Origin of the sequence: Xylophilus sp. GW821-FHT01B05 (assembly GCA_038961845.1) — a bacterium.
Classification (GTDB): Bacteria; Pseudomonadota; Gammaproteobacteria; order Burkholderiales; family Burkholderiaceae_C; genus Xylophilus.
The window spans coordinates 5,658,749-5,678,986 of record CP152408.1 but is presented as its reverse complement, the minus strand read 5'-3'; the positions used below and the strand labels follow the sequence as shown (position 1 = coordinate 5,678,986).

Genomic DNA, 20,238 nt, shown 5'->3' with positions numbered 1-20,238 from the left:
TCAGGCGATAGAAGCAATGGCGCGGTCGCGCACGGCGGTCTTGAGCACCTTGCCCACGGGCGAGCGCGGCAGGCTGTCATGGAAATGGATGTGCTTAGGCGTTTGCACCGGGCCCAGGCGCTCGCGCACAAAGGCAATCAGCTCGGCCGCGCTGGCCTGCATGCCGGGGCGCAGCTGCACGCCGGCATGCACGGCCTCGCCCCACTTGTCGTCAGGCACGCCAAACACCGCGCATTCGTGCACGGCGGGGTGCTGGCCCAGCGCGTTCTCCACGTCCACCGGGTAGACGTTGAAGCCGCCGGTGATGACCATGTCCTTCAGCCGGTCCTTCAAGTAAAGGTAGCCGCGCGCGTCGATCAGGCCGCGGTCGCCGGTGTGCAGCCAGCCGTTCACCAGGGTCTCTGCCGTCTTCTCGGGCAGGCGCCAGTAGCCGGTCATCAGCAGATCGCCGCGCGCCACGACTTCACCCACCTCGCCGGTGGGCAGCAGCCGGCCATCGGGCGCCATGACGGCGACGTCGTTGAACCAGGTGCTGCGGCCCACGGCGGCCCAGTTGCGCGGGTCTTCGAAATCCTCGGGGCGCATCACGGTGAGGATCTGCGGCGCCTCGGTCTGGCCATAGGTGGTGCCCAGCACCGGGCCGAAGAAGTCGCGCACCTCGCGGATTTTTTCTGGCGGCATCGGCGCGCCGCCGTAGATCAGCCGGCGCAGCTGCGGGAAATCCGCGCGCGATGCACCAGGCAGCGCCATCAGCATGTAGACCAGCGTGGGTGGCATGAAGCACACCGTGCCGCCGCGCTCCTTGAACGCCGAGCGCACCGCCTCGGCACCCGCACCGGCCAGCACCACGTGGCAGCCGCCCTGCGCCAGGATGGGCAGCAGGTAGGTCGAGGTGCCATGGGTGATCGGCGCGGCCACGATGTAGCGCTCGTGTTCGTCAAAACCCCAGGCCTGGATCTGGTTGGCGATATTGGCCATCCAGGCGCGGTAGGGCTGCATCACGCCCTTGGGGGCACCCGTGGTGCCGCCGGTGAACTTGATGGCCTGCGTGGCGTCCAGCGGCAGGTCGAAGACCGGGCGCGGCGCGCCGGCGTGTTGCGCCGTCAGCGCGGCAAGGGTGGGCTCGCCCTGGGGCGCGGCGCCGCTGTAGATGCGCGCGCCGGGGGCATCCAGCAGCAGCTCGGCGCAGGCCGTGTCCAGCACCAGGATGGAGGGCTCGGTCGCATCGATGATGCGGCGTATCTCCGGGCGCGTGCTTTGCGGGTTCAGCGGCACCCAGACCTTGCCGCAGGCCAGCACCGCCAGCAGCACGGCGATGTGCTCGGCGCTGTTCTTGGCGCAGATGCCCACGCGGCTTTGCGGTGTCGGGTCGAGCGCGTTGAGGGCTGCGGCCAGTGCCGACACCTGCGCGGCCAGCGCGTCGTAGCGGATGCCGCCGCCGGGCGTGTCGATGGCGATGTTGCCGGGCCAGCGCTCGGCCGCGCGCCAGAAGAAATCGATGGGAAACATGGTGCCTGGGTACTCCTTATTCGGCCTTGGCGCCGGATTGCTTGACGACCTCGTGCCAGCGCTTGGTCTCGGCCGCGATAAAGCTGCGCAGTTGCTCGGGCGTGCCGGGCTCTGGTGTGGCGGCCAGGTCCATCAGGCGCTGGCGCATCTCGGGGGCGGTCAGCACCTGGTTCAGCGCGGCGTTGACGCGCGCAATCACTGGCTGCGGCGTGCCCGCAGGGGCAGCCAGGCTGAACCACGACTGCACGTCAAAGCCCGGGAAGCCAGACTCGGCCACCGTTGGCACATCGGGCAGCAGTGGCGAGCGCTGGGCGCTGGTGATGGCAATCGCGCGCAGCCGGCCGGCCTTCACGTGCGGCAGCGAGGAGGGCGTGTTGTCGAACATCGACTGCACCTGCCCGCCCAGCAGATCGGTCACGGCCGGCGCGCTGCCGCGATAGGGCACGTGCAGCATGTTGAGCTTGGCGTACATCTTGAACATCTCACCCGACAGGTGGATGGACGAGCCGCTGCCCGAAGATGCAAAGGTGATGCCGTTGGGCGACTCCTTGGCAAAGCGCACGTAGTCGGCCAGGGTCTTGATCGGCAGCTTGGGGTTCACCACCAGAATGTTCGGGATCTTGGCGATCAGCCCGATCGGTTCGAAGTCCTTCTGCGGGTCGTAGCCCAGCTTGTCGTAGAGCGAGGCATTGATGGTGTTGGCGATGGTGAAGACATAGAGCGTGTAGCCATCGGCCGGCGCGTGTGCCACTGCCTCGGCGCCCACATTGCTGTTGGCGCCGCTGCGGTTGTCCACGATCACCGGCTGGCCCAGTTGCTCGCCCAGCTTGACGGCGACCAGGCGCGCCACCACGTCAGTGGCCCCGCCTGCGGCATAGCCCACCACCAGCTTGATCGGCTTGGTCGGCCAGTTGGTGGTTTGGGCCTGGGCCTGCGCAAAGGGCAGGGAAAGCGCCAGGGCGAAGGCGTGCGCCAACAGGCGCCGGCGCGAAGCGGTATGCGATGTCATGGTTTGTCTCCTTATGGTGGATACCTCTTGCCGGCCGCGCTGCGGCACACTGCAAGATGGCTCCGTTGACCAGGAAATTCTTCTCCATGCCTTCCCGCACCGCGAATCGAAACGTCCGGCAGCCGGACGTTTTGAAAAAGACGGCCCCGCCGCCCAAACCTGCGGCAGAGCCGGGCGATGAGCTCGGCAGCCGCACCTTGCGGCGTGGTTTGCAACTGCTGGACGCGGTCGCTGCCAGCGGCCAGGAGGGCCTGCGCGTGGTCGATCTGTGCCGCATCGCGGAGCTGGAGCGCGCCACGGTCTACCGGCTGCTGGCCACGCTGCTGGAGTGCGGCTACGTGGCGCAGCGCGGGCGCTTTCGCTACGTGGCGGGCCTGCGCCTGGCCAGCTCGGTGCCGCCCGCGGGCACATCGAACATGGCGGTGCGCCTGCAGCCCGTGCTGGCGCGTGTCAGCGCCGCGTGCGGCGACGCCGCGTTTGCGGTGGTGCGCGAAGGGCCCTTGTCCCACTGCATCGCACGCCACGTGGGCACGCACCCGCTGCAGATGCTGGTGATCCAGGTCGGCACGCGGCAGCCATTGGGTGTCGGCGCCGCCGGGCTGGCCCTGCTGTCGGCGTTGCCGGATGACGAGGTCAAGGCCACCACCGCAGCCAACGCCGCAGTGCTGGCGCAGTACGGCGGCATGACGCCTGAGCGCATGCAGATCCTGGTGCGCGCCACGCGCGAGCGCGGCTGGTCCGTGATCGGCAACCATGCAACCCAGGGCGTGCTCGCTGCCGGCATGGCGGTGCGCGATGCCAGCGGTGCGCCGGTGGCGGGTATCAGCGTGGCCTCCTCCATCGACCGCATGCCGCGCGAGCGCCAGCAGTTGATAGCGCGCGCCATGCGCAGCGCACTGGCGGCCTTGCTGCCCAAGGGTTTGTAAGACGCATCCCTTTCAAGGTCTTGTGGTCTGTTCGATAGTTCTGGTGTTTTGCTGATGGCGGGAGCTGGGCCGAGCGCAGCGATGGCCCGTGTGGCTGTCCCGGGGTCCCCTCTGTGGCGTCGAGGAGCGGAGGTGGGGGCAGGTTGCCGCGCGTAGCGCGGTCGGCGAGGACTGTTTGAGCGAAGCGAGTTCCGCAGTCGCCTGCCCACGCCGAGCACCGCAGAGCAGTCCGGCAAAGCCGGACCGCCACAGTGGGGTCGCCCTTTCTTTGGTGACTTTCTTTCGGCGACGCGAAAGAAAGTTACTCGCCCGCCGGGGCGAACTCCCGGCACCCGCCGCCTGCAAGGCACACAGCGCAGAGATATCTCAAACACCCTCTCGCGGCTCAGGCCTTGCGAACGCGCGTGGACCGAGCGGAGCGCGTCGCAGCCAGCAGCTCATAAAGCTGCTGCGCAGCCGGCGACAGCGAGCGGCCACGACGCTTGATCAGCCCCATCTGGCGCGTGACGACCGGGTCCACCAGTGGAATGCTCACCAGCGTCGGGTGGTCCTTGCCCGGCATCGCCAGGCCTGGCACGGCGGCCACGCCCAGGCCGGCTTCCACCAGGCCGAGCAGGGTGGTGACATGCTTGGCCTCGTACAGGCATTGCGGCCGGTCGGGTACGTTGGCCAGCGCCAGGTCCATCAGCAGGCGGTTGCCAGAGGTCTTGCCCACCGACATGAAGTCGTGCTGCCCCAGGTCGGCCCAGCTCACCTTCTTGCGCCGCGCCAGTGGGTGGTCGCGCCGGCAGGCGGCAACAAAGCGCTCGGCCAGCACCGGCTTGAATTCGATCTCGGTCTCTTGGCTGCCAATGAAGTTGAGGCCAAAGTCGGCATCGCCCTGGGCCACCGCCACCAGCACCTCGTTGGCGCTGGCGTCGTGCACCTTCACGCGGATGCGCGGAAAGCGCTCGTGGTAGCGCTTCACCACCTGCGGCAGAAAGTAGTACACGGCCGAGGGCACGCAGGCGATGGTGACCTCGCCCATGCGCTGTGCCGCCACGTCGCCCAGGCCCATCAGCATGCCGTCCAGGTCGTCCAGCCACTGCCGCGTCTTGCGCGCGAAGTCGCGCCCCACGGCGGTCAGCGTGACGCGCCGCGTGGTGCGGTCGAGCAGGCGCACGCCCAGCGCTTCTTCGAGCTTGTCTATGCGCCGGCTGAAGGCCGGCTGCGACAGGTGGATGGATTCGGCCGCAGCGCGAAAGCTCTGTAGCTCGGCGACGGCGGCAAAGGCCTGCATGTCGGCCAGGTCGAATTTGGTGTTCATGGATCGGGTGCGTGAGCGGGTGCAGGACGGTGCCGCATGGTGCACCCATCCATGCCCGGCGCGCAATAAGAAACCTCCGTGCCATGCATCAATGCTTGTGAAAATTGCAATTCACAGATGGTCGGTCAGAACCGAACATCGCCGCCATGGTTCACAGCATTCCTTGCGTTCTGATGCGCGGCGGCACTTCCCGCGGCCCTTTCTTTCTGGGCGATTGGCTGCCTGCCGACACGCTGCAGCGCGACCGCGCGTTGATTGCGGCGCTGGGCTCGCCGCACGAGCTGCAGATCGACGGCCTGGGCGGCGGCAACTCGCTGACCAGCAAGGTCGCCATCGTCTCGCGCTCGACCCAGCCGGACTGCGATGTCGACTACCTGTTCGCCCAGGTCAGCGTGGAAGAGGCCCGCGTCGATACCCGCCCCAACTGCGGCAACATGCTGGCGGGCGTGGGCCCGTTCGCCATCGAGCAGGGGCTGGTGGCCGCCAGCGCTGGCAGCGACACGACGCTGGTGCGTGTCTTCAACGTCAATACCCGCTCCCGCATCAACGTACAGGTGCACACGCCCGGCGGCCGTGTGAGCTACGAGGGCGATGTGCGTATCGACGGCGTGCAGGGCACGGCCGCGCCGGTACTGCTCAGCTTTCTGGATGCCTGGGGTGCGGTGACGGGGCAGATCTTCCCCACCGGCAATCGCATCGACCTGATCGACGGCATAGAAGTCAGCTGCATAGACGCGGCGCAGGTCATGGTGCTGGTGCCCGCGCATGCGCTGGGCCTGCGCGGTGACGAGACGCCGGCCGTGCTCGATGCCGACACCGCCCTGCTGGCGCGGCTGGAGGCGCTGCGCCGCAGCGCGGCCCTGCGCATGGGCATGGGCGATGTCTCCAGCAGCGTGCTGCCCAAGCCGGTGCTGGTGTCGCCAGGCCCGCTGCCGGGCAGCATCCAGTCGCGTTACTTCACACCTGCGCGCTGCCACCGCTCGCATGCCGCCACCGGCGCCATCGGCGTGGCCGCAGCCCTGGTGCTGCCGGGCACCGTCGCCACCGATATGCGTTGCACACCCAGCAGCGGCACGCGCCGCGTAACGGTGCTGCACCCGGCCGGCTGCATCCACGTAGAGGTCGAACTGGCCGAGACCGATGGCGTGTTCCGCCTGGTGCAGGCCGCCCTGGTTCGCACGGCGCGAAAGATCCTGGAAGGCACCTTGTACATGCCTGAGAGCGTTCTCGCGACCTGATCCCCGGCGCTGCCAGGCAGCGCCATTTCGCAAAGAAGGAGACATCATGAAAAGCCATCCACCTGGCCCGTCCGGGCGCCGCCGCATGCTCGGCACCATCACCGCCGCCGCGCTGGGCATCTGCGCCTTTGCAGCGCATGCCGCCTACCCCGAACGTGTGATCACGCTGGTGGTGCCGACGGCGGCCGGCGGCGGCAACGACGCCATTGCGCGCACCGTGGCGCAGAAGATGTCCACGCTGCTGGGCCAGCAGGTCATCGTCGACAACAAGGCCGGCGCCAATGGCTCGATCGCCTCCGAGTACGTGGCGCGCGCCACGGGGGACGGCTACACCATCCTGTTCGGCTACATCGGCACGCATGGCATGAACCCGGCGCTGCAAAAGCTGCGCTATGACCCGGTTGCGAGCTTCGAGCCGATCGGCATGGTGTGCTATTCGCCCACGCTGATGGTGGTCAACCCGCAGGTGCCGGCCAAGACCGTGGCTGATCTGGTCCGGCTCAGCAAGGCCCAGCCGGACAAGTTCAACTACGCATCGGCCGGCAATGGCACGGCGCCACATTTCGCGGCCGAGATGTTCAAGCTGGCGAGCGGCGCGCAACTGGCCCATGTGCCCTACAAGGGATCGGCGCCCGCCATGACCGACACCATGGCCGGCCAGACCCAGGTCATGTTCCCCAGCCTGTTCACGGCCTACCCCTACGTCAAGAGCGGCAAGCTGCGCGCGCTGGCGGTAGCGGGTGCCAAGCGCTCGTCCGCCATGCCCGACATCCCGACGCTGGAAGAGCTTGGCATCCAGGGCGTGGACGTGACCCAGTGGTATGCGCTGTTTGCGCCGGCCAAGACGCCGCGCGCCGTCGTCGAGCAGCTCAACAAGGCCCTGAACACCGCGCTGGCCGACAAGGAGATCGTCAGCCGCATCGAAGCCCACGGCGCGGTGGTCGATACCAGCACGCCCGACGGCCTGGGCAGCACGGTGCGCCAGGAATTGGTCAAGTGGCGCGGCGTGGTCGAGCAGGCGCGGCTCGCGGCTGATTGAGGGTACTGCGCCGCTGATATGCCGATAAGTTTTATCGGCACGTCCAATGCCTTTTGCCCGCTATCTGATTGGGGGAGTGCGCCAGAGCGCCAAGGGTTAACCCCAGATAAATAAGTTATTGAGAACGCAAGGCAATCAGAAATCACGCTGCGCCGGGAACTACTGGCCGAGACTGCGCGCTTGGTTTCACCGCCTTGCGGACGACCGTTTTCCCACTAAAAAAACTGAGGAGACTTTCATGAAAAAAACACTCGCACTGTGTGCCGCCCTGGCGGGCAGCCACGCCATGGCGCAGACCAGCAATGTCACGCTCTACGGCATCGCCGATGCCAGTGTGCGCCATGCCAGCGGCCTGTCGCCGTCGTTTGCGCCGGCGGCGGGCTCGTTCAGCGGGCTCAACAGCGGGGTCGACAACACCAGCCGCTGGGGGCTGCGCGGCACCGAGGACCTGGGCGGTGGCCTGCGGGCGCTGTTCCTGCTGGAGGCGGGCCTTAACCTGGATACCGGGACGTCGGTCAACAGCAAGTACTTTGACCGGGGCTCGTACCTTGGCTTGTCGGGGCCTTGGGGCACGGTGACGGCGGGCCGCCAGACCACGGTGCTGGCCGATGCCATCTCGCCGGTCGACCCGCTGGGCATGCGGGTGGCCAGCTTCAACCCGAACATCAACACCGTCGCCCTGAGCCAGCACGGCCTGGGCATTCAGTTTGGCAGCGCGGGCCTGACCACCGGCTCTTACCGGCTCGACAACTCCGTGAAGTACAGCGGCAGCTTTGGCCCGGTGACCGCACGCGCGATGTACGGCTTTGGCGAGGCGGCAGGCAGCACATCGTCCCTGTCCTCCAGCGGAGCGGGCCTGGCCTATGCCAGCGGCGACCTGGCGGTATCCGGCGCCTACCAGGGCTTCAAGGATGCCGATGGGCGCAAGCTCGAGGCCTACACGCTGGGCGCCTCTTACCGCTGGGGCGCGCTGCGCCTGGCCGCCAATGCGGGACGCAACAAGGCGCAGACCTCGGCCACCGCCGAGACGGTGCAGCGCGTGCTCTCGGCCGGCGGTACTTTTGCGGCAACCCAGGCCATCGACATCACGGCGGCCTACTACAAGGTGGATCGCTCGCGCACCACGGCGCGGGCCGACGGCTATGGCCGTGCCGTGGTGGTGGGCGAATACAAACTGTCGCGCCGCACGCGCCTGTATGCCGAACTGGACCTGACCCGCTGGCAGGACGGCTACCAGGGCGCGGGCAACAAGTCGCGCTCCACCGGGGCTTCGCTGGGGGTGATGCACACCTTCTGAGCGGCATCGCTTTGAAGGTCTTGTGATCGGTTCGGTAGTTCTCGTGTCTTGCTGACGGCGGGAGCCGGGCCGAGCGCAGCGATGGCCCGTGTGGCTGTCCCGGGTCCCCTCGGGATGCGCCGAGGAGCGCAGCGGCAGGCGGATAAGGGATCGCCCTTGTCTGAGCGAAGCGAGTTTGGGCGATACCCCGCCTGACGCGAGTACCGCAGGTTGCCCCGCAGCGAAGCGCAGGGGACGCAGCACGTGGGGTCGCCTTCTCTTTGGTGACTTTCTCTTGGGCAGACCACAAGAGAAAGTTACTCGCCCGCCGGGGCGAACTCCCGGCTCCCGCCGCCTGCAAGGCAAGCCGCCAAGGGATATCTCAAAGACCTTGAAAGGGATGCTTCTGAGCGGCGCGCTTCCCGGGGGCAGATCAGAATATTGATGAAATATGCCTCTAGCCCAGGCGCCACTTGGGCTAATAGCTATCTATTTAATAGCTTACATGCGGTGCTGGCTGCAGGCGCTGGTTCCGCAGGACAATCCCGCTTCTTCATCCAGACAGGGAGCCCGTGGAACTGCGCCAACTCCGTTATTTCGTCCGCGTCGTGGAACTTGGCTCCATGGGCCGTGCCGCGCTGGACCTGGAGTTGGTGCCTTCGGCCCTGAGCCAGCAACTGAGCCGACTCGAGAGCGAGCTGGCCACGCGCCTGCTGCAGCGCAGCAGCAAGGGCGTGGCGCCGACCGAGGCCGGGCTGGCCTTCTTCCGCGAGGCCCAGCTCACGCTGCGCCACGCCGAGCAGGCGGTGCGCGCGGCGCAGCAGGCGCGGCTCACCGGTTCGGTCACCGTGGGCCTGGCGCCCACCACCGCATCGGTGCTGGGCGTGCCGCTGATGCGCGCCATGCGCGAGCGCTATCCCGACGTGCGGCTGCATATGGTCGAGGGCCTGTCGGGCCATCTGTCCACCATGCTCAACGCGCGCCAGCTGGACCTGGCCGTGCTGTTCGACACCCAGCCCGCACGCCGCTGGAGCGTGCTGCCGCTGCTGGACGAGGCGCTGTTCCTGATCCGCTCCGCGCAGGCCATGGATGCCCCACTGCCGGCGCGCCTGCGCCTGGCACAACTGCGCGACGAGCCGCTGATCCTGCCCAGCGGCCCGCATGGCCTGCGCAGCACGCTGGACGCGGCCTTTGCCCGCGCGCGCACCAAGCCGCGCATCGCGATGGAGATCGACTCGCTGGCGCTGGTCATGGACGCGGTCAACGCCGGCCTGGGCAGCACGCTGCAGCCCTGGTCTGCCGTGGGGCGCTTTCACGACGCGGCGCAGCGCTTTCATCTGGCCGAGATCGCCGACGCTGCGGCCCGGCGCCGCTCGCTGCTGTGCAGCCTGTCGGACGACGAACTGTCGCCCGCCGCGCTGGCGGCACGCGTGGTGCTGGCCGACTGCGCCCGCGCGCTGGTCGGGGCCGGCCGCTGGGCCGGCGCCACGCTGCTGCCAGCGGATAGCTGACGCACGCACCCATCACGAATCGTGATGGGGCCATGCCTGCACGCGCCTTTCGCCCGGGCGCCGCACTGCCTACATTCAGTGCAAACAAAACCCCACGACGGAGACCGCTCTGTGCACCGCAGCTTCCAACGGGCAGGCCTGGGCCTGCCTGCTCTTCACTCCCGCCTGATCGCCAAAGGCCGCGCATGATGGCGCTGCCTGATGTGTTGGTAATAGGCGGCGGCAACGCCGCGCTGTGCGCCGCCCTCATGGCACGCGAGGCCGGCGCCAGCGTGCTGCTGCTGGAGGCCGCGCCGCGTGCCTGGCGCGGCGGCAATTCGCAGCACACCCGCAACCTGCGCTGCATGCACGATGCGCCGCAAGACGTGCTGGTCGATGCCTACCCGGAAGAGGAATACTGGCAAGACCTGCTGAAGGTCACCGGCGGCCAGACCGACGAGCACCTGGCGCGGCTGGTGATACGTGCCTCGTCCCGCTGCCGCGACTGGATGCGCAGCCACGGCGTGCACTTCCAGCCGCCGCTGTCGGGCGCGCTGCATGTGGCGCGCACCAATGCCTTCTTCATGGGCGGCGGCAAGGCCCTGGTCAATGCCTACTACCGCAGCGCCGAGCGCCTGGGCGTGCAGATCCGCTACGACACACCGGTGACTTCCGTGGAGCTGGACGGTGATTGCTTTGTCGCGGTGCACACCGAGCGCGGCGAACGCATCGCCGCCAAGAGCTGCGTGCTGGCCTGCGGCGGCTTCGAGTCCAACCGCGAATGGCTGCGCGAGGCCTGGGGCCAGAACGCGCGCGGCGAATGGCCGGCCGACAACTTCCTGGTGCGTGGCACGCGCTTCAACCAGGGCGTGCTGCTCAAGCACATGATCGAGGCCGGCGCCGACACCATTGGCGATCCGTCGCAGGGCCACATGGTGGCGATAGACGCGCGCGCGCCGCTCTACGACGGCGGCATCTGCACCCGCATCGACTGCGTGTCGCTGGGCATCGTGGTCAACCGCGAGGCGCGCCGTTTCTACGACGAGGGCGAAGACTTCTGGCCCAAGCGCTACGCCATCTGGGGCCGCCTGGTGGCGCAGCAGCCGGGGCAGGTCGGCTACTCGATCATCGACCAGAAGGCCATCGGCCGCTTCATGCCGCCAGTGTTCCCGGGCACCACCGCGCAGACGCTGCCCGAGCTGGCGCGCAAGTTGGGCCTGGACGAGGCCACCTTCCTGCAGACCGTGGCCGACTACAACGCCGCCTGCCGTGTCGGCACTTTCGACCACACCGCGCTCGATGACTGCCACACCGAAGGCCTGTCGCCCGCCAAGACGCACTGGGCGCGGCCGATAGACACGGCACCCTTCTACGGCTACCCGCTTAAGCCCGGCATTACCTTCACCTACCTGGGACTGAAGGTGGACGACACCACCGCCGTGCGCTTTGGCGGCAGGCCCAGCCCGAACCTGTTCGTCGCCGGCGAGATGATGGCCGGCAACGTGCTGGGCAAGGGCTACACCGCAGGCGTGGGCATGAGCATAGGCACGGCCTTTGGCCGCATCGCCGGCACCCAGGCCGCACGTGCGGCGCAGCAAAAGAATCACCAGGAGGCCGCGCATGCAGCAGGTCGTTGAGCTTGTAGAGCGTGCCAAGGCCGATGCCGGCGGCATCGCCAGCCCGCGCGTCATACCGATCCACGCAGCAGCGCTGCCGTTGAACGCCGGCGAGGCCGAGGTCGCGCGCATCCTGCAGATCTGCAATGCCTGCCGCTACTGCGAGGGCTTTTGCGCCGTGTTCCCGGCCATGACGCGCCGGCTGGAGTTTGGCAGCGCCGACACGCACTACCTGGCCAACCTCTGCCACAACTGCGGCGCCTGCCTGCATGCCTGCCAGTACGCGCCGCCGCACGAGTTCGCCGTCAACGTGCCCAAGGCCATGGCCGAGGTTCGTGGCCAGACCTATGCCGACTACGCCTGGCCACCCGCCTTGGGCGCGCTCTACAAGCGCGCCGGCCTGACCGTGGCGCTGTCCCTGGCGGGCGGCCTGGCGCTGTTCCTGGTGCTGGCCGTGGCTATGGCGGGCGCGCTGGTGCACGCGCCGCTGGCGGGCAACTTCTACGCCATCTTTCCGCACAACTTTCTGGCGGCTGTGTTTGGCAGCGTGTTTGCGTTTGTCGTGTTCGCCCTGGGCATGGGCGTGCGCCGCTTCTGGCGAGAGGTCTCGCCGGCCCGCGATGACCCGGCCGGCACGGCCCGCGTGCGCGGCGCCGCCGCAAGCGAGGCCGCGCAAGATGCGCTGCGGCTGAAGTACCTCGATGGCGGCCACGGCGAGGGCTGCAACAACGCAGACGACCGCTTCACGCTCTGGCGCCGGCGCTTCCACCATTTCACCTTCTACGGCTTCATGCTGTGCTTCGCCTCGACCGGTGTGGCCACGCTCTACCACTACCTGCTGGGTCTGCAGGCGCCCTATGCGCTGTCCAGCCTGCCGGTGTTGCTGGGCACGGCTGGTGGCATCGGGCTGGTGATAGGGCCCGTGGGCCTGCTGTGGCTCAACCTGCGGCGCGATCCGCAGCATGGCGACGCGGCGCAAAAGCCCATGGACCGCGGCTTCATCGCACTGCTGCTGCTGGTGAGCCTGACCGGCCTGGCGCTGCTGGTGCTGCGCGACACGCGCTTCATGGCGCTGTGGCTGGCGATCCACCTGGGCACGGTGATGGCGCTGTTCCTCACGCTGCCCTACGGCAAGTTTGCCCACGGCATCTTCCGCTCGGCCGCGCTGCTCAAGTACGCGATAGAGAAGCGCCTGCCCAGCAGGCTGCAGCTAGGGTCGGATTGAACAACAACAGGAGACAAAACCATGATGAAACGACGCACTGCCTGCCTCGCCGCAGCCTGCGCACTCGCTGCCGCAGCGATGCCCGCCGCGGCCCAGGATTTCCCGCCATCCAAGCCGGTCACGCTGGTGGTCGGCTTCGCGCCCGGTGGCGCGGCCGATGCCGCCGCGCGCATCATCGCCAAGAAGCTGGGCGAGAACATCGGCCAGTCGGTCGTGGTGGACAACAAGGGCGGCGCTGGCGGCAACATCGCGCACCAGCAGGTGGCCCATGCGCCGGCCGATGGCACGGTGCTGCTGTTTGGCTCCGTCGGGCCGCTGACGATTGCGCCGCACCTGATGAAGGTCGGCTATGACCCGTTCAAGGACCTCGCGCCGGTGTCCGGCGGTGTCAACTTTCCCAACGTGCTGGTGGTGCACAAGGGCCTGGGCGTGAAGACCCTGGCCGAGTTCGTCGCCCTGGCCAAGAACGGCGGCCGGGTGGAGTTCGCCTCCACCGGCGCCGGCTCGGCCTCGCACCTTGCGGGCGAGCTGTTCAACCAGCGCGCAGGCATAGAGATGGTGCACGTGCCCTACAAGGGCGGCGCGCCGGCGCTGCAGGATTTGCTGGGCGAGCGCGTGGCCTCTTACTTCTCGGCGCCGCCCACGGCCATGCCGCATGTAGAGGCGGGCAAGCTCATCCCGCTGGCCACCACCGGGCCCGCCCGCCCGGCCTATCTGCCCAATATCCCGACCGTGGCCGAGGCCGGCTACCCCGGCTTTGAGGCGCTCAATTGGTACGCCTTTGTTGCGCCCGGCAAGACGCCCGTGCCCTTGCTCAATCGCTGGAACATAGAGATCGTCAAGGTGCTGAACGACCCCGAGGTCAAGGCCGCGCTCGACAAGCATGGCCTCACGCCGCAGCCAACGACACGCGAAGAACTCGCTGGCTTCATGCGCAGTGAATCTGACAAATGGGGCAAGGTCGTACGCGAACGCAAGATCACCGCGAGTTGACCAACACGGAAAAAAGGAAACCCATATGACCACCTCCGCCAGCACCGGCGTGCTGCAGATCCCCTCGATGCGCGCGCACTGCAGCGACGCCGAATGGCAGGCCCGCGTCGACCTTGCCGCCTGCTACCGCCTAGTCGCCCACTACGGCATGGCCGACATGATGGCCAACCACATCTCCTCGCGCGTGCCCGGCGAGGACGGCGCCTTCCTCATCAACGCCTACGGGATGATGTACGAAGAGATCACGGCGTCCAGCCTCATCAAGGTGGACCACGACGGCGCCATCCTCGCCAAGCCCGACTTTGGCGCGCTCGGCTATGGCGTCAACAAGGCCGGCTACGTGATCCACAGCGCCGTGCACGAGGCGCGGCCCGAGGTGGCCTGCGTGATCCACACGCACAGCTGGGCCTCGATGGCGGTATCGGCACTTGAATGCGGGCTGCTGCCGATCACGCAGACTGCGATGCGCTTCCTCAAGATCGGTTACCACGACTACCAAGGTGTGGTGCTCGACACGGCCGAGCAGGCCTCGCTGCTTCTAGACCTGGGCCAGGGCGAGGCGCTGATCCTGCGCAACCACGGCGCGCTCACCGTGGGCCGCACCGTCGGTGAGGCCTTCAACTGGATGCACCGGCTTGAGCTTGCCTGCCGCTCGCAGCTCGCCGCCATGGCCACCGGCAGCCCGCTGGCCCAGGTGGCGCAGCCGGTGCTGGAAGAAACCTGGAACAACTACCAGCCCGGCACCCGCCGCCCCTACGGCGTGATGGAGTGGCCCGCGCTGCTGCGCATGCTCGACCGCATCGACCCGAGTTACCGCGACTGAGGCCCCAGGCCTACGGCGTCACGCCGCCTACCCACAACGAAAAAGGAGACCCCCATGACTACCCGCCGCAGGCAACTGCTGGGTTGGGCCGCCGCTTGCGCGGCTGCCGGCCCCTTCTCTGCCCCGCATGCACTTGCTGCTGCCAACGGCAGCGGCTTTCCACGCAAGCTGGTCATGCTCGTCGTGCCGTTTGCACCGGGTGGCAATCTCGACCTCGTCGCACGTGCCATCGCGCCGGCGCTGCAGGACACGCTCGGCCAGAGCATCGTGGTGGACAACCGCGCCGGCGCCGGTGGCGCCATCGGGGTGACGGCTGTTGCGCGCGCCGAAGCCGACGGCCACACGCTGCTGGTCACCACGCCCAATGCCCTTGCGGTGCTGCCACGCATGGTCAAGACCACCTACACGCTGCAGAGCTTTGAGCCGGTCGGGCTGGTGTCGAGTACGGCACTGGTGCTGGCCACCAGCGCGCAAAACAAGCGCCTGCCCGACGCAGCAGCGCTGCTGCGCGAGGCCAGGGCCAATCCCGGCCGCCTCAGCGCCGGCCATGCGGGGCCGGGCACCACCAACCACGTCGCGCTGATGCTCATCGAGGATGCTGCGAACGTCCGCTTCAACCTCGTGGCCTACAAGGGGTCGGCCCCGGCGCTGGTGGATGCTATCGGTGGCCAGACCGATCTGATTTGCGACCAGCTCTCCAGTTCGCTCCAGCACATCCAGTCGGGCGCGCTGCGGCCGCTGGCGGTGCTCTCGCGCGAGCGCGACCCGCAACTGCCGCAGGTGCCCACCTTGCACGAAGCAGGCGTTGCCAACTTCGACGCCACCACCGCTACCGGACTGCTCGCACCACGCGGCACACCGGCCGAGGCAGTCGCCACCTTGAACGCTGCGCTGGCCAAAGCCCTGGCCGACCCACAGGTGCGCCAGCGGCTGCAGACCATTGGCAGCACGCCGCGGCCCAGCAGCGCCGCTGCATTCGACCAACTGCTGCAGCAAGAAGACCAGCGCGCTCAGAAGCTCGCGCAGTCCGGCCGGCTGGCGGGAAGCAATACCTGATGGGGCTCGCACCACGCCCGTCACCACCACTTGCTAGAGGAGTCCCCGCATGACCCGCCCCTGCCTGCCGCCACGCGCCACCCATGAGCCGGCGGCCTTTGCCGTGCCCCCCGGCGCCTGCGACAGCCATGCCCATGTGTTTGGCCCCTATGCCCGCTATCCGCTGGCCGAGGACCGCAGCTACACGCCTGACCAGGCGCCTATCGAGGCCTTCCTGGCGCATCTGGACCGCTTTGGCCTTGCGCGTGGCGTGCTGGTGACGGCCAGCGCCAGCGGTACCGACAACGGCGTGGCGCTGGACGCACTGCAGCGCCATCCCAATCGCCTGCGCGCGGTGGCCGTGCCGTCACCTGCCACCAGCGACGACGAGCTAGACCGCTGGCACGACGCCGGCATCCGCGGCGTGCGCATCAACCTGTTCCAGCGCGAGGGCCATGCGGTCTACCGCAATGGCGTAGGCCTCGACGTGCTGGAGGCGCTGGCCCCGCGCATCGCGCGCCGCGGCTGGCATGCGCAGGTGTGGATCCATGCGCCCGACCTGCCCGCGCTCAGTACCCGGCTGCTGCGGCTGGGCCTGCCGCTCGTCGTGGACCACATGGGCCGCATGGCCACCGATCGTGGTGTGGACGACCCGGGCTTCGAGCACCTGTGCCGCATGCTGGAGCGCGGCGAGGCCTGGACCAAGATCTCCGGCGCCGACCGCAACACCCAGGGCGGGCGCGACTACGCCGACATCGATCCGTTCGCCCAGGCCCTGCTGCGGGCCAATCCGGCACGCGTGGTCTGGGGCAGCGATTGGCCGCACATCAACTACTACGACCCGGCCCAGGTGCCGGACGACGGCGCGCTGCTCAACTTGCTGGCGCGCTGGCTGCCCGACGAAGCGACCCGCCGCCGCGTGCTGGTCGACAACCCTGCTGCTCTCTACGGCTTTGCGCCCGTGCCGGCCTGAGCCCCGTTGTTCGCCACCACAAGTACAGGAGACACCACCATGAACCGCCACCTTCCTTCGTCACCGCCACGCCGCCAGGCACTGGCCGCAGGCCTGGGCCTCGCCGCATCTGCCGCCATGCCGTTCACGGTCCAGGCGCAGGAGCGCTGGCCCACCAGGCCGGTACGCGTGGTCGTTGCCTTCACGGCCGGCGGCACCACCGACATCCTGGCGCGCGCCGTGGCCAACAAGCTGGGCGAGAAGCTCGGCCAGCCCTTCATCATCGACAACAAGCCTGGGGGCGGCGGCAACATTGGCACCGCCGAGGTGGTGCGTGCCGTGCCTGACGGCGCCACGCTGCTGGTCAACTCGGTCGGGCCGATCTCGATCAACCAGACGCTCTACAAGAACCTGCCGTACGACCCGCTGACTGACCTGGTGCCCATCGTGCAGATCGCAGACGTACCCAATGTGCTGGTCGTCCACCCGTCGGTGCCAGCCAAGACCTTCGAGGAGTTCGTGGCCTACCTCAAGGCCAACCCCGGCAAGCTCAGCTACGGCTCCACCGGCGTTGGCACCTCTTCGCACCTGTCGAGCTACATGCTCGGCCAGCGCGTGGGCGGCGAGCCGCTGCACGTGCCCTACAAGGGCGCCAACGCCTTGAACGATCTGCTGGCCGGGCGGCTGCAGTTCATGTTTGCCACCATCCCTTCGGTGATCCAGCAGGTGAAGGCCGGCAAGCTGCGTGCGCTCGCGGTGTCGAGTTCCCGGCATTCACGCTCGCTGCCGGGTGTGCCGACGGTGGCCGAGAAGGGTTTCCCCGGCTTTGAAGCAGGCTCTTGGTTCGGCTTCTTCGGCCCGAAGGGAACGCCCGACAAAGTCGTCGAGGCCCTGAACCGGGCCGTCAACGAAGTCCTGCCGCAGTTGCAAGAGCAGATGATCAGCGAAGGCGCCGACCCGGTGGGCGGCACGCCCCAGCAGTTCGGCGCCTTCACGCGCAAGGAGTATGAGAAGTGGAAGATCATCGTGCAGGCCTCGGGAGCCGTGGCGGAGTGAGTGTCCCGGAGCCGCTGCGCCTGCTGCTGTCCGACCCGGCGCGCGAGCGCCTGGGCACGCGGCTCGGCGCGGCGGTCGTGCCGCTGTCGCTTGCAGAGGCCGCAGCCGGCGCGCCGTTCGATGCGGCCTTCGTCTCGCGCGATGTGACCGGGCTCTCGACCAAGCACCAGGTGCTGCCCGCCACCCAGAGCTTCTACGACGCGTTGCTGGCCGCACCCGCGCTGCGCTGGGTGCATGTGCACTCGGCAGGCGCTGACCGGCCGGTGTTCGTGGAACTGCGCGCGCGTGGCGTGCAAGTGACTACCTCGGCCGGTACCAATGCCGCCGTGGTTGCGCAGACCGCGCTGGCAGCCGTGCTGGCGCTGGCACGGCAGTTCCCGCGCCTGCTGGCGGCGCAGCGCGAGGCGCGCTGGGCGCCGCTGCTCGGCAGCGGCATGCCGCGCGACCTGGCCGGCCAGACGGCGGTGATCGTCGGCTGGGGCGCCATCGGCCGCCAGCTCGGGGCCTGGCTGGTGGCGCTGGGCCTGCATGTGGTGGCCGTGCGGCGCGAACACGCAGGGCCTGCGGACGGTGTCGAAACCGTCGCCTACGACGAGCTGCCGGCCGTGCTGCCGCGCGCTGACTGGCTGGTGCTGGCCTGCCCACTGACCGAGCGCACCCATGGCCTGGTCGATGCGGCGGCGCTGGCGCGGCTGCCGCAGGGCGCGCACCTGGTGAACGTGGCGCGCGGCGAGGTGGTGGATGAGCCCGCGCTCATCGACGCGCTGCGCGGCGGCCGGCTTGCGGGCGCCTTCCTCGACGTGTTCGCGCACGAGCCGCTGCCGGCTGATTCACCGCTTTGGCATCTGCCCAATGTCATCGCCACGCCGCACAGCGCGGGCTTCTCCGACGGCAATGCGGCGCGCGTGGAGGCGCTGTTCCTCAGCAATCTTGCGCGCTGGCAGGCCGGGCAGCCGCTGCAGAACCTGGCCTAGATTCCCGCCAATACCGAAGCATCGGTGTAGACGATGTCCAGCGGATAGCGCTTGCCGGCCAGGTAGTCGTCCAGGCAGCGCAGCAGCAGCGGGCTGCGGTGGCGGTCGGGGCAGGCGCGGATCTCATCGGCCGTCATCCATAGCGTGCGCACGATGCCATCGTCCAGCGTGCGCCAGGCGTGGTGGGTGCCCACATCGCCGGCAAACGCAAAGCGCAGGTAGGTGATGTCGTCGCCCGTATCGCTGCGCTGGAAGCGCGAGATGTACACGCCCACCAGCGCCGTAGGCGTGAAGTCATAGGCGGACTCTTCCAGCGCCTCGCGCGTGCAGCCCTGGGCCGGGGTTTCGCCCGGGTCCAGGTGGCCGGCCGGGTTGTTGAGCTTGAGTCCTTCGGAGGTCTGCTCTTCCACCAGCAAAAAGCGGCCGTCCCGCTCGATCACCGCTGCCACGGTGACGCTGGGCTTCCATCGCGTCGTCACGGGTTTATTCATGCCGGCATTATCCCGTCGGGATATGGCGCCGCCGCACGGCGAACTGCGGGTTTGCGGCAGGCGGTCCAGGCGGTTACATCCGGTAAGCTCCGCCTTCGCGCGCTGAGTTTCCTTCCATTCCAGAGGAGAGTCCCATGCAGATAGGAGTACCCGCCGAAACCACGGTGGGCGAAGCCCGAGTAGCCGTCACCCCGGAGACAGCGAAGAAGCTCATCGCGCAAGGCCACGTGCTGCGGGTGCAGTCCGGCGCCGGCGTGGCGGCCAGCGTCACCGACGCGGCCTATGTCGCAGCCGGGGCCGAGATCACCGACCGCGCTGGCGCCTTTGGCAGCGATCTGGTGCTCAAGGTACGCAGCCCGCAGCCCGACGAACTGGCCCTGATGCGCTCCGGCGCCGCGCTGCTCGGCATGCTCGACCCTTTCGACAAGGACGGCCTGCAGCGCCTGGCGGGCGCAGGCCTGACCGCCTTTGCGCTGGAAGCCGCGCCGCGCACCACGCGCGCGCAGAGCATGGATGTGCTCTCGTCCCAGGCCAATATCGCCGGCTACAAGGCCGTGATGATCGCAGCCGACAAATACCAGCGCTTCTTCCCCATGCTCATGACCGCCGCTGGCACGGTGAAGGCCGCGCGCGTCGTGGTGCTGGGTGTGGGCGTGGCGGGGCTGCAGGCGATTGCCACGGCCAAGCGTCTGGGCGCCGTCATTGAAGCCTCGGACGTGCGGCCTTCCGTCAAGGAGCAGGTCGAGTCGCTCGGCGGCAAGTTCATCGAGGTGTCCTATGACACCGACGAAGAAAAGGAAGCCGCCGTCGGCGTTGGCGGCTACGCCAAGCCCATGCCGGCCAGTTGGCTGGCGCGCCAGCAGGTGGAAGTGGCCAAGCGCGTGGCGCTGGCCGACATCGTCATCAGCACCGCGCTCATTCCCGGCCGCGCTGCGCCCACCCTGGTCACCGAGGACATGGTCAAGGCCATGAAGCCGGGCTCGGTCATCGTCGACATCGCCGCGGGCAAGGGCCCGGGTGGCGTGGGTGGCAACTGCCCGCTGTCCGAGGCTGGCAAGACCGTGGTCCAGCATGGCGTGACCATCGTCGGCGAGACCAACCTGCCTGCGCTGGTGGCGGCTGATGCCTCGGCGCTTTATGCGCGCAACATCCTGGATTTTCTCAAGCTCGTGCTCACCAAAGAGGGCGGCCTGCAGGTCAACCTGGACGACGACATCGTGGCCGCCTGCCTTGTGGCACAGGGCGGCGAAGTCAAGCGTAGTTGAACCGCAAGAGGACGC

18 protein-coding genes are annotated in these 20,238 nt (G+C 68.4%); 14 read left to right on the top strand and 4 right to left on the bottom strand.

The window, feature by feature from the left end; all coding sequences use genetic code 11:
- Together AAFF27_26480 and AAFF27_26475 are read right to left on the bottom strand one after the other, a co-directional pair.
- Positions 1 to 1,509 carry an AMP-binding protein gene (locus AAFF27_26480; protein ID XAH23476.1) on the bottom strand — a complete coding sequence of 503 codons (1,509 nt, stop codon included), beginning with the start codon at positions 1,507 to 1,509 and terminating at the stop codon, positions 1 to 3.
- Positions 1,510 to 1,525: 16 nt separating this feature from the next.
- Positions 1,526 to 2,518 carry a tripartite tricarboxylate transporter substrate binding protein gene (locus tag AAFF27_26475; protein XAH23475.1) on the bottom strand — a complete coding sequence of 331 codons (993 nt, stop codon included), beginning with the start codon at positions 2,516 to 2,518 and terminating at the stop codon, positions 1,526 to 1,528.
- 86 nt (positions 2,519 to 2,604) lie between these two features.
- Between AAFF27_26475 and AAFF27_26470 the strand changes: the two genes are divergently transcribed.
- A complete protein-coding gene (locus AAFF27_26470) occupies positions 2,605 to 3,444 on the top strand; it encodes an IclR family transcriptional regulator C-terminal domain-containing protein (GenBank protein XAH23474.1) in 840 nt (279 codons plus the stop codon).
- 385 nt (positions 3,445 to 3,829) lie between these two features.
- Here AAFF27_26470 and AAFF27_26465 read toward each other — a convergent pair whose 3' ends face one another.
- Positions 3,830 to 4,750 (bottom strand): LysR family transcriptional regulator, encoded by a 921-nt coding sequence (locus AAFF27_26465; GenBank protein ID XAH23473.1) that lies wholly within the window; start codon positions 4,748 to 4,750, stop codon positions 3,830 to 3,832.
- A gap of 146 nt (positions 4,751 to 4,896) precedes the next feature.
- Here AAFF27_26465 and AAFF27_26460 point away from each other — a divergent pair, with 146 nt between their 5' ends.
- The 12 genes from AAFF27_26460 (at position 4,897) to AAFF27_26405 (ending at position 18,467) form a co-directional block, all read left to right on the top strand.
- On the top strand, positions 4,897 to 5,988 hold the full coding sequence (locus AAFF27_26460; GenBank protein XAH23472.1) for a 4-oxalomesaconate tautomerase: 1,092 nt from the start codon (positions 4,897 to 4,899) through the stop codon (positions 5,986 to 5,988).
- Positions 5,989 to 6,073: 85 nt separating this feature from the next.
- Positions 6,074 to 7,027 carry a tripartite tricarboxylate transporter substrate binding protein gene (locus AAFF27_26455; GenBank protein XAH26336.1) on the top strand — a complete coding sequence of 318 codons (954 nt, stop codon included), beginning with the start codon at positions 6,074 to 6,076 and terminating at the stop codon, positions 7,025 to 7,027.
- A 238-nt stretch (positions 7,028 to 7,265) separates the two neighbouring features.
- Positions 7,266 to 8,324, top strand: a complete 1,059-nt coding sequence (locus tag AAFF27_26450) for a porin (GenBank protein XAH23471.1) — start codon at positions 7,266 to 7,268, stop codon at positions 8,322 to 8,324.
- A gap of 551 nt (positions 8,325 to 8,875) precedes the next feature.
- Positions 8,876 to 9,814 (top strand): LysR substrate-binding domain-containing protein, encoded by a 939-nt coding sequence (locus AAFF27_26445; GenBank protein XAH23470.1) that lies wholly within the window; start codon positions 8,876 to 8,878, stop codon positions 9,812 to 9,814.
- A gap of 194 nt (positions 9,815 to 10,008) precedes the next feature.
- The gene (gene tcuA, locus AAFF27_26440) at positions 10,009 to 11,430 is read left to right on the top strand and encodes an FAD-dependent tricarballylate dehydrogenase TcuA (GenBank protein ID XAH26335.1); all 1,422 of its coding nucleotides are present in this window, start codon (positions 10,009 to 10,011) and stop codon (positions 11,428 to 11,430) included.
- Complete coding sequence (gene tcuB, locus AAFF27_26435; protein ID XAH23469.1) at positions 11,414 to 12,634, top strand: tricarballylate utilization 4Fe-4S protein TcuB; 1,221 nt, start codon at positions 11,414 to 11,416, stop codon at positions 12,632 to 12,634. Before tcuA ends, tcuB begins: the two co-directional genes overlap by 17 nt.
- 24 nt (positions 12,635 to 12,658) lie before the next feature.
- A complete protein-coding gene (locus tag AAFF27_26430) occupies positions 12,659 to 13,627 on the top strand; it encodes a tripartite tricarboxylate transporter substrate binding protein (protein XAH26334.1) in 969 nt (322 codons plus the stop codon).
- Positions 13,628 to 13,652: 25 nt separating this feature from the next.
- Positions 13,653 to 14,450 carry a class II aldolase/adducin family protein gene (locus tag AAFF27_26425; GenBank protein XAH23468.1) on the top strand — a complete coding sequence of 266 codons (798 nt, stop codon included), beginning with the start codon at positions 13,653 to 13,655 and terminating at the stop codon, positions 14,448 to 14,450.
- A 54-nt stretch (positions 14,451 to 14,504) separates the two neighbouring features.
- Positions 14,505 to 15,506, top strand: coding sequence for a tripartite tricarboxylate transporter substrate binding protein (locus tag AAFF27_26420; protein ID XAH23467.1), 1,002 nt, complete (start codon positions 14,505 to 14,507; stop codon positions 15,504 to 15,506).
- Between the two features lie 49 nt (positions 15,507 to 15,555).
- Positions 15,556 to 16,458, top strand: a complete 903-nt coding sequence (locus AAFF27_26415) for an amidohydrolase family protein (GenBank protein ID XAH23466.1) — start codon at positions 15,556 to 15,558, stop codon at positions 16,456 to 16,458.
- Between the two features lie 117 nt (positions 16,459 to 16,575).
- Positions 16,576 to 17,493 (top strand): tripartite tricarboxylate transporter substrate binding protein, encoded by a 918-nt coding sequence (locus AAFF27_26410; protein XAH26333.1) that lies wholly within the window; start codon positions 16,576 to 16,578, stop codon positions 17,491 to 17,493.
- Complete coding sequence (locus tag AAFF27_26405) at positions 17,490 to 18,467, top strand: D-2-hydroxyacid dehydrogenase (protein ID XAH23465.1); 978 nt, start codon at positions 17,490 to 17,492, stop codon at positions 18,465 to 18,467. Before AAFF27_26410 ends, AAFF27_26405 begins: the two co-directional genes overlap by 4 nt.
- Here AAFF27_26405 and AAFF27_26400 read toward each other — a convergent pair.
- Positions 18,464 to 18,946: an NUDIX hydrolase gene (locus AAFF27_26400; GenBank protein ID XAH23464.1), complete on the bottom strand. Its 483-nt coding sequence runs from the start codon at positions 18,944 to 18,946 to the stop codon at positions 18,464 to 18,466. The two genes, AAFF27_26405 and AAFF27_26400, sit on opposite strands and share 4 nt — an antisense overlap.
- Positions 18,947 to 19,092: 146 nt before the next feature.
- Here AAFF27_26400 and AAFF27_26395 point away from each other — a divergent pair, with 146 nt between their 5' ends.
- Positions 19,093 to 20,223, top strand: a complete 1,131-nt coding sequence (locus AAFF27_26395; protein ID XAH23463.1) for a Re/Si-specific NAD(P)(+) transhydrogenase subunit alpha — start codon at positions 19,093 to 19,095, stop codon at positions 20,221 to 20,223.
- The last annotated feature ends 15 nt before the right edge of the window (positions 20,224 to 20,238 follow it).

Bases quoted from the DNA above. Each gene is read 5' to 3' on its own strand.
- AAFF27_26450 (XAH23471.1), top strand. From the start codon at position 7,266: ATGAAAAAAACACTCGCACTGTGTGCCGCCCTGGCGGGCAGCCACGCC.
- tcuB (XAH23469.1), top strand. From the start codon at position 11,414: ATGCAGCAGGTCGTTGAGCTTGTAGAGCGTGCCAAGGCCGATGCCGGC.
- AAFF27_26475 (XAH23475.1), bottom strand. From the start codon at position 2,518: ATGACATCGCATACCGCTTCGCGCCGGCGCCTGTTGGCGCACGCCTTC.
- AAFF27_26430 (XAH26334.1), top strand. From the start codon at position 12,659: ATGAAACGACGCACTGCCTGCCTCGCCGCAGCCTGCGCACTCGCTGCC.
- AAFF27_26410 (XAH26333.1), top strand. From the start codon at position 16,576: ATGCCGTTCACGGTCCAGGCGCAGGAGCGCTGGCCCACCAGGCCGGTA.
- AAFF27_26465 (XAH23473.1), bottom strand. From the start codon at position 4,750: ATGAACACCAAATTCGACCTGGCCGACATGCAGGCCTTTGCCGCCGTC.
- AAFF27_26415 (XAH23466.1), top strand. From the start codon at position 15,556: ATGACCCGCCCCTGCCTGCCGCCACGCGCCACCCATGAGCCGGCGGCC.
- AAFF27_26480 (XAH23476.1), bottom strand. From the start codon at position 1,509: ATGTTTCCCATCGATTTCTTCTGGCGCGCGGCCGAGCGCTGGCCCGGC.
- AAFF27_26455 (XAH26336.1), top strand. From the start codon at position 6,074: ATGCTCGGCACCATCACCGCCGCCGCGCTGGGCATCTGCGCCTTTGCA.
- AAFF27_26470 (XAH23474.1), top strand. From the start codon at position 2,605: ATGCCTTCCCGCACCGCGAATCGAAACGTCCGGCAGCCGGACGTTTTG.
- AAFF27_26460 (XAH23472.1), top strand. From the start codon at position 4,897: ATGGTTCACAGCATTCCTTGCGTTCTGATGCGCGGCGGCACTTCCCGC.
- AAFF27_26420 (XAH23467.1), top strand. From the start codon at position 14,505: ATGACTACCCGCCGCAGGCAACTGCTGGGTTGGGCCGCCGCTTGCGCG.
- AAFF27_26425 (XAH23468.1), top strand. From the start codon at position 13,653: ATGACCACCTCCGCCAGCACCGGCGTGCTGCAGATCCCCTCGATGCGC.
- AAFF27_26395 (XAH23463.1), top strand. From the start codon at position 19,093: ATGCAGATAGGAGTACCCGCCGAAACCACGGTGGGCGAAGCCCGAGTA.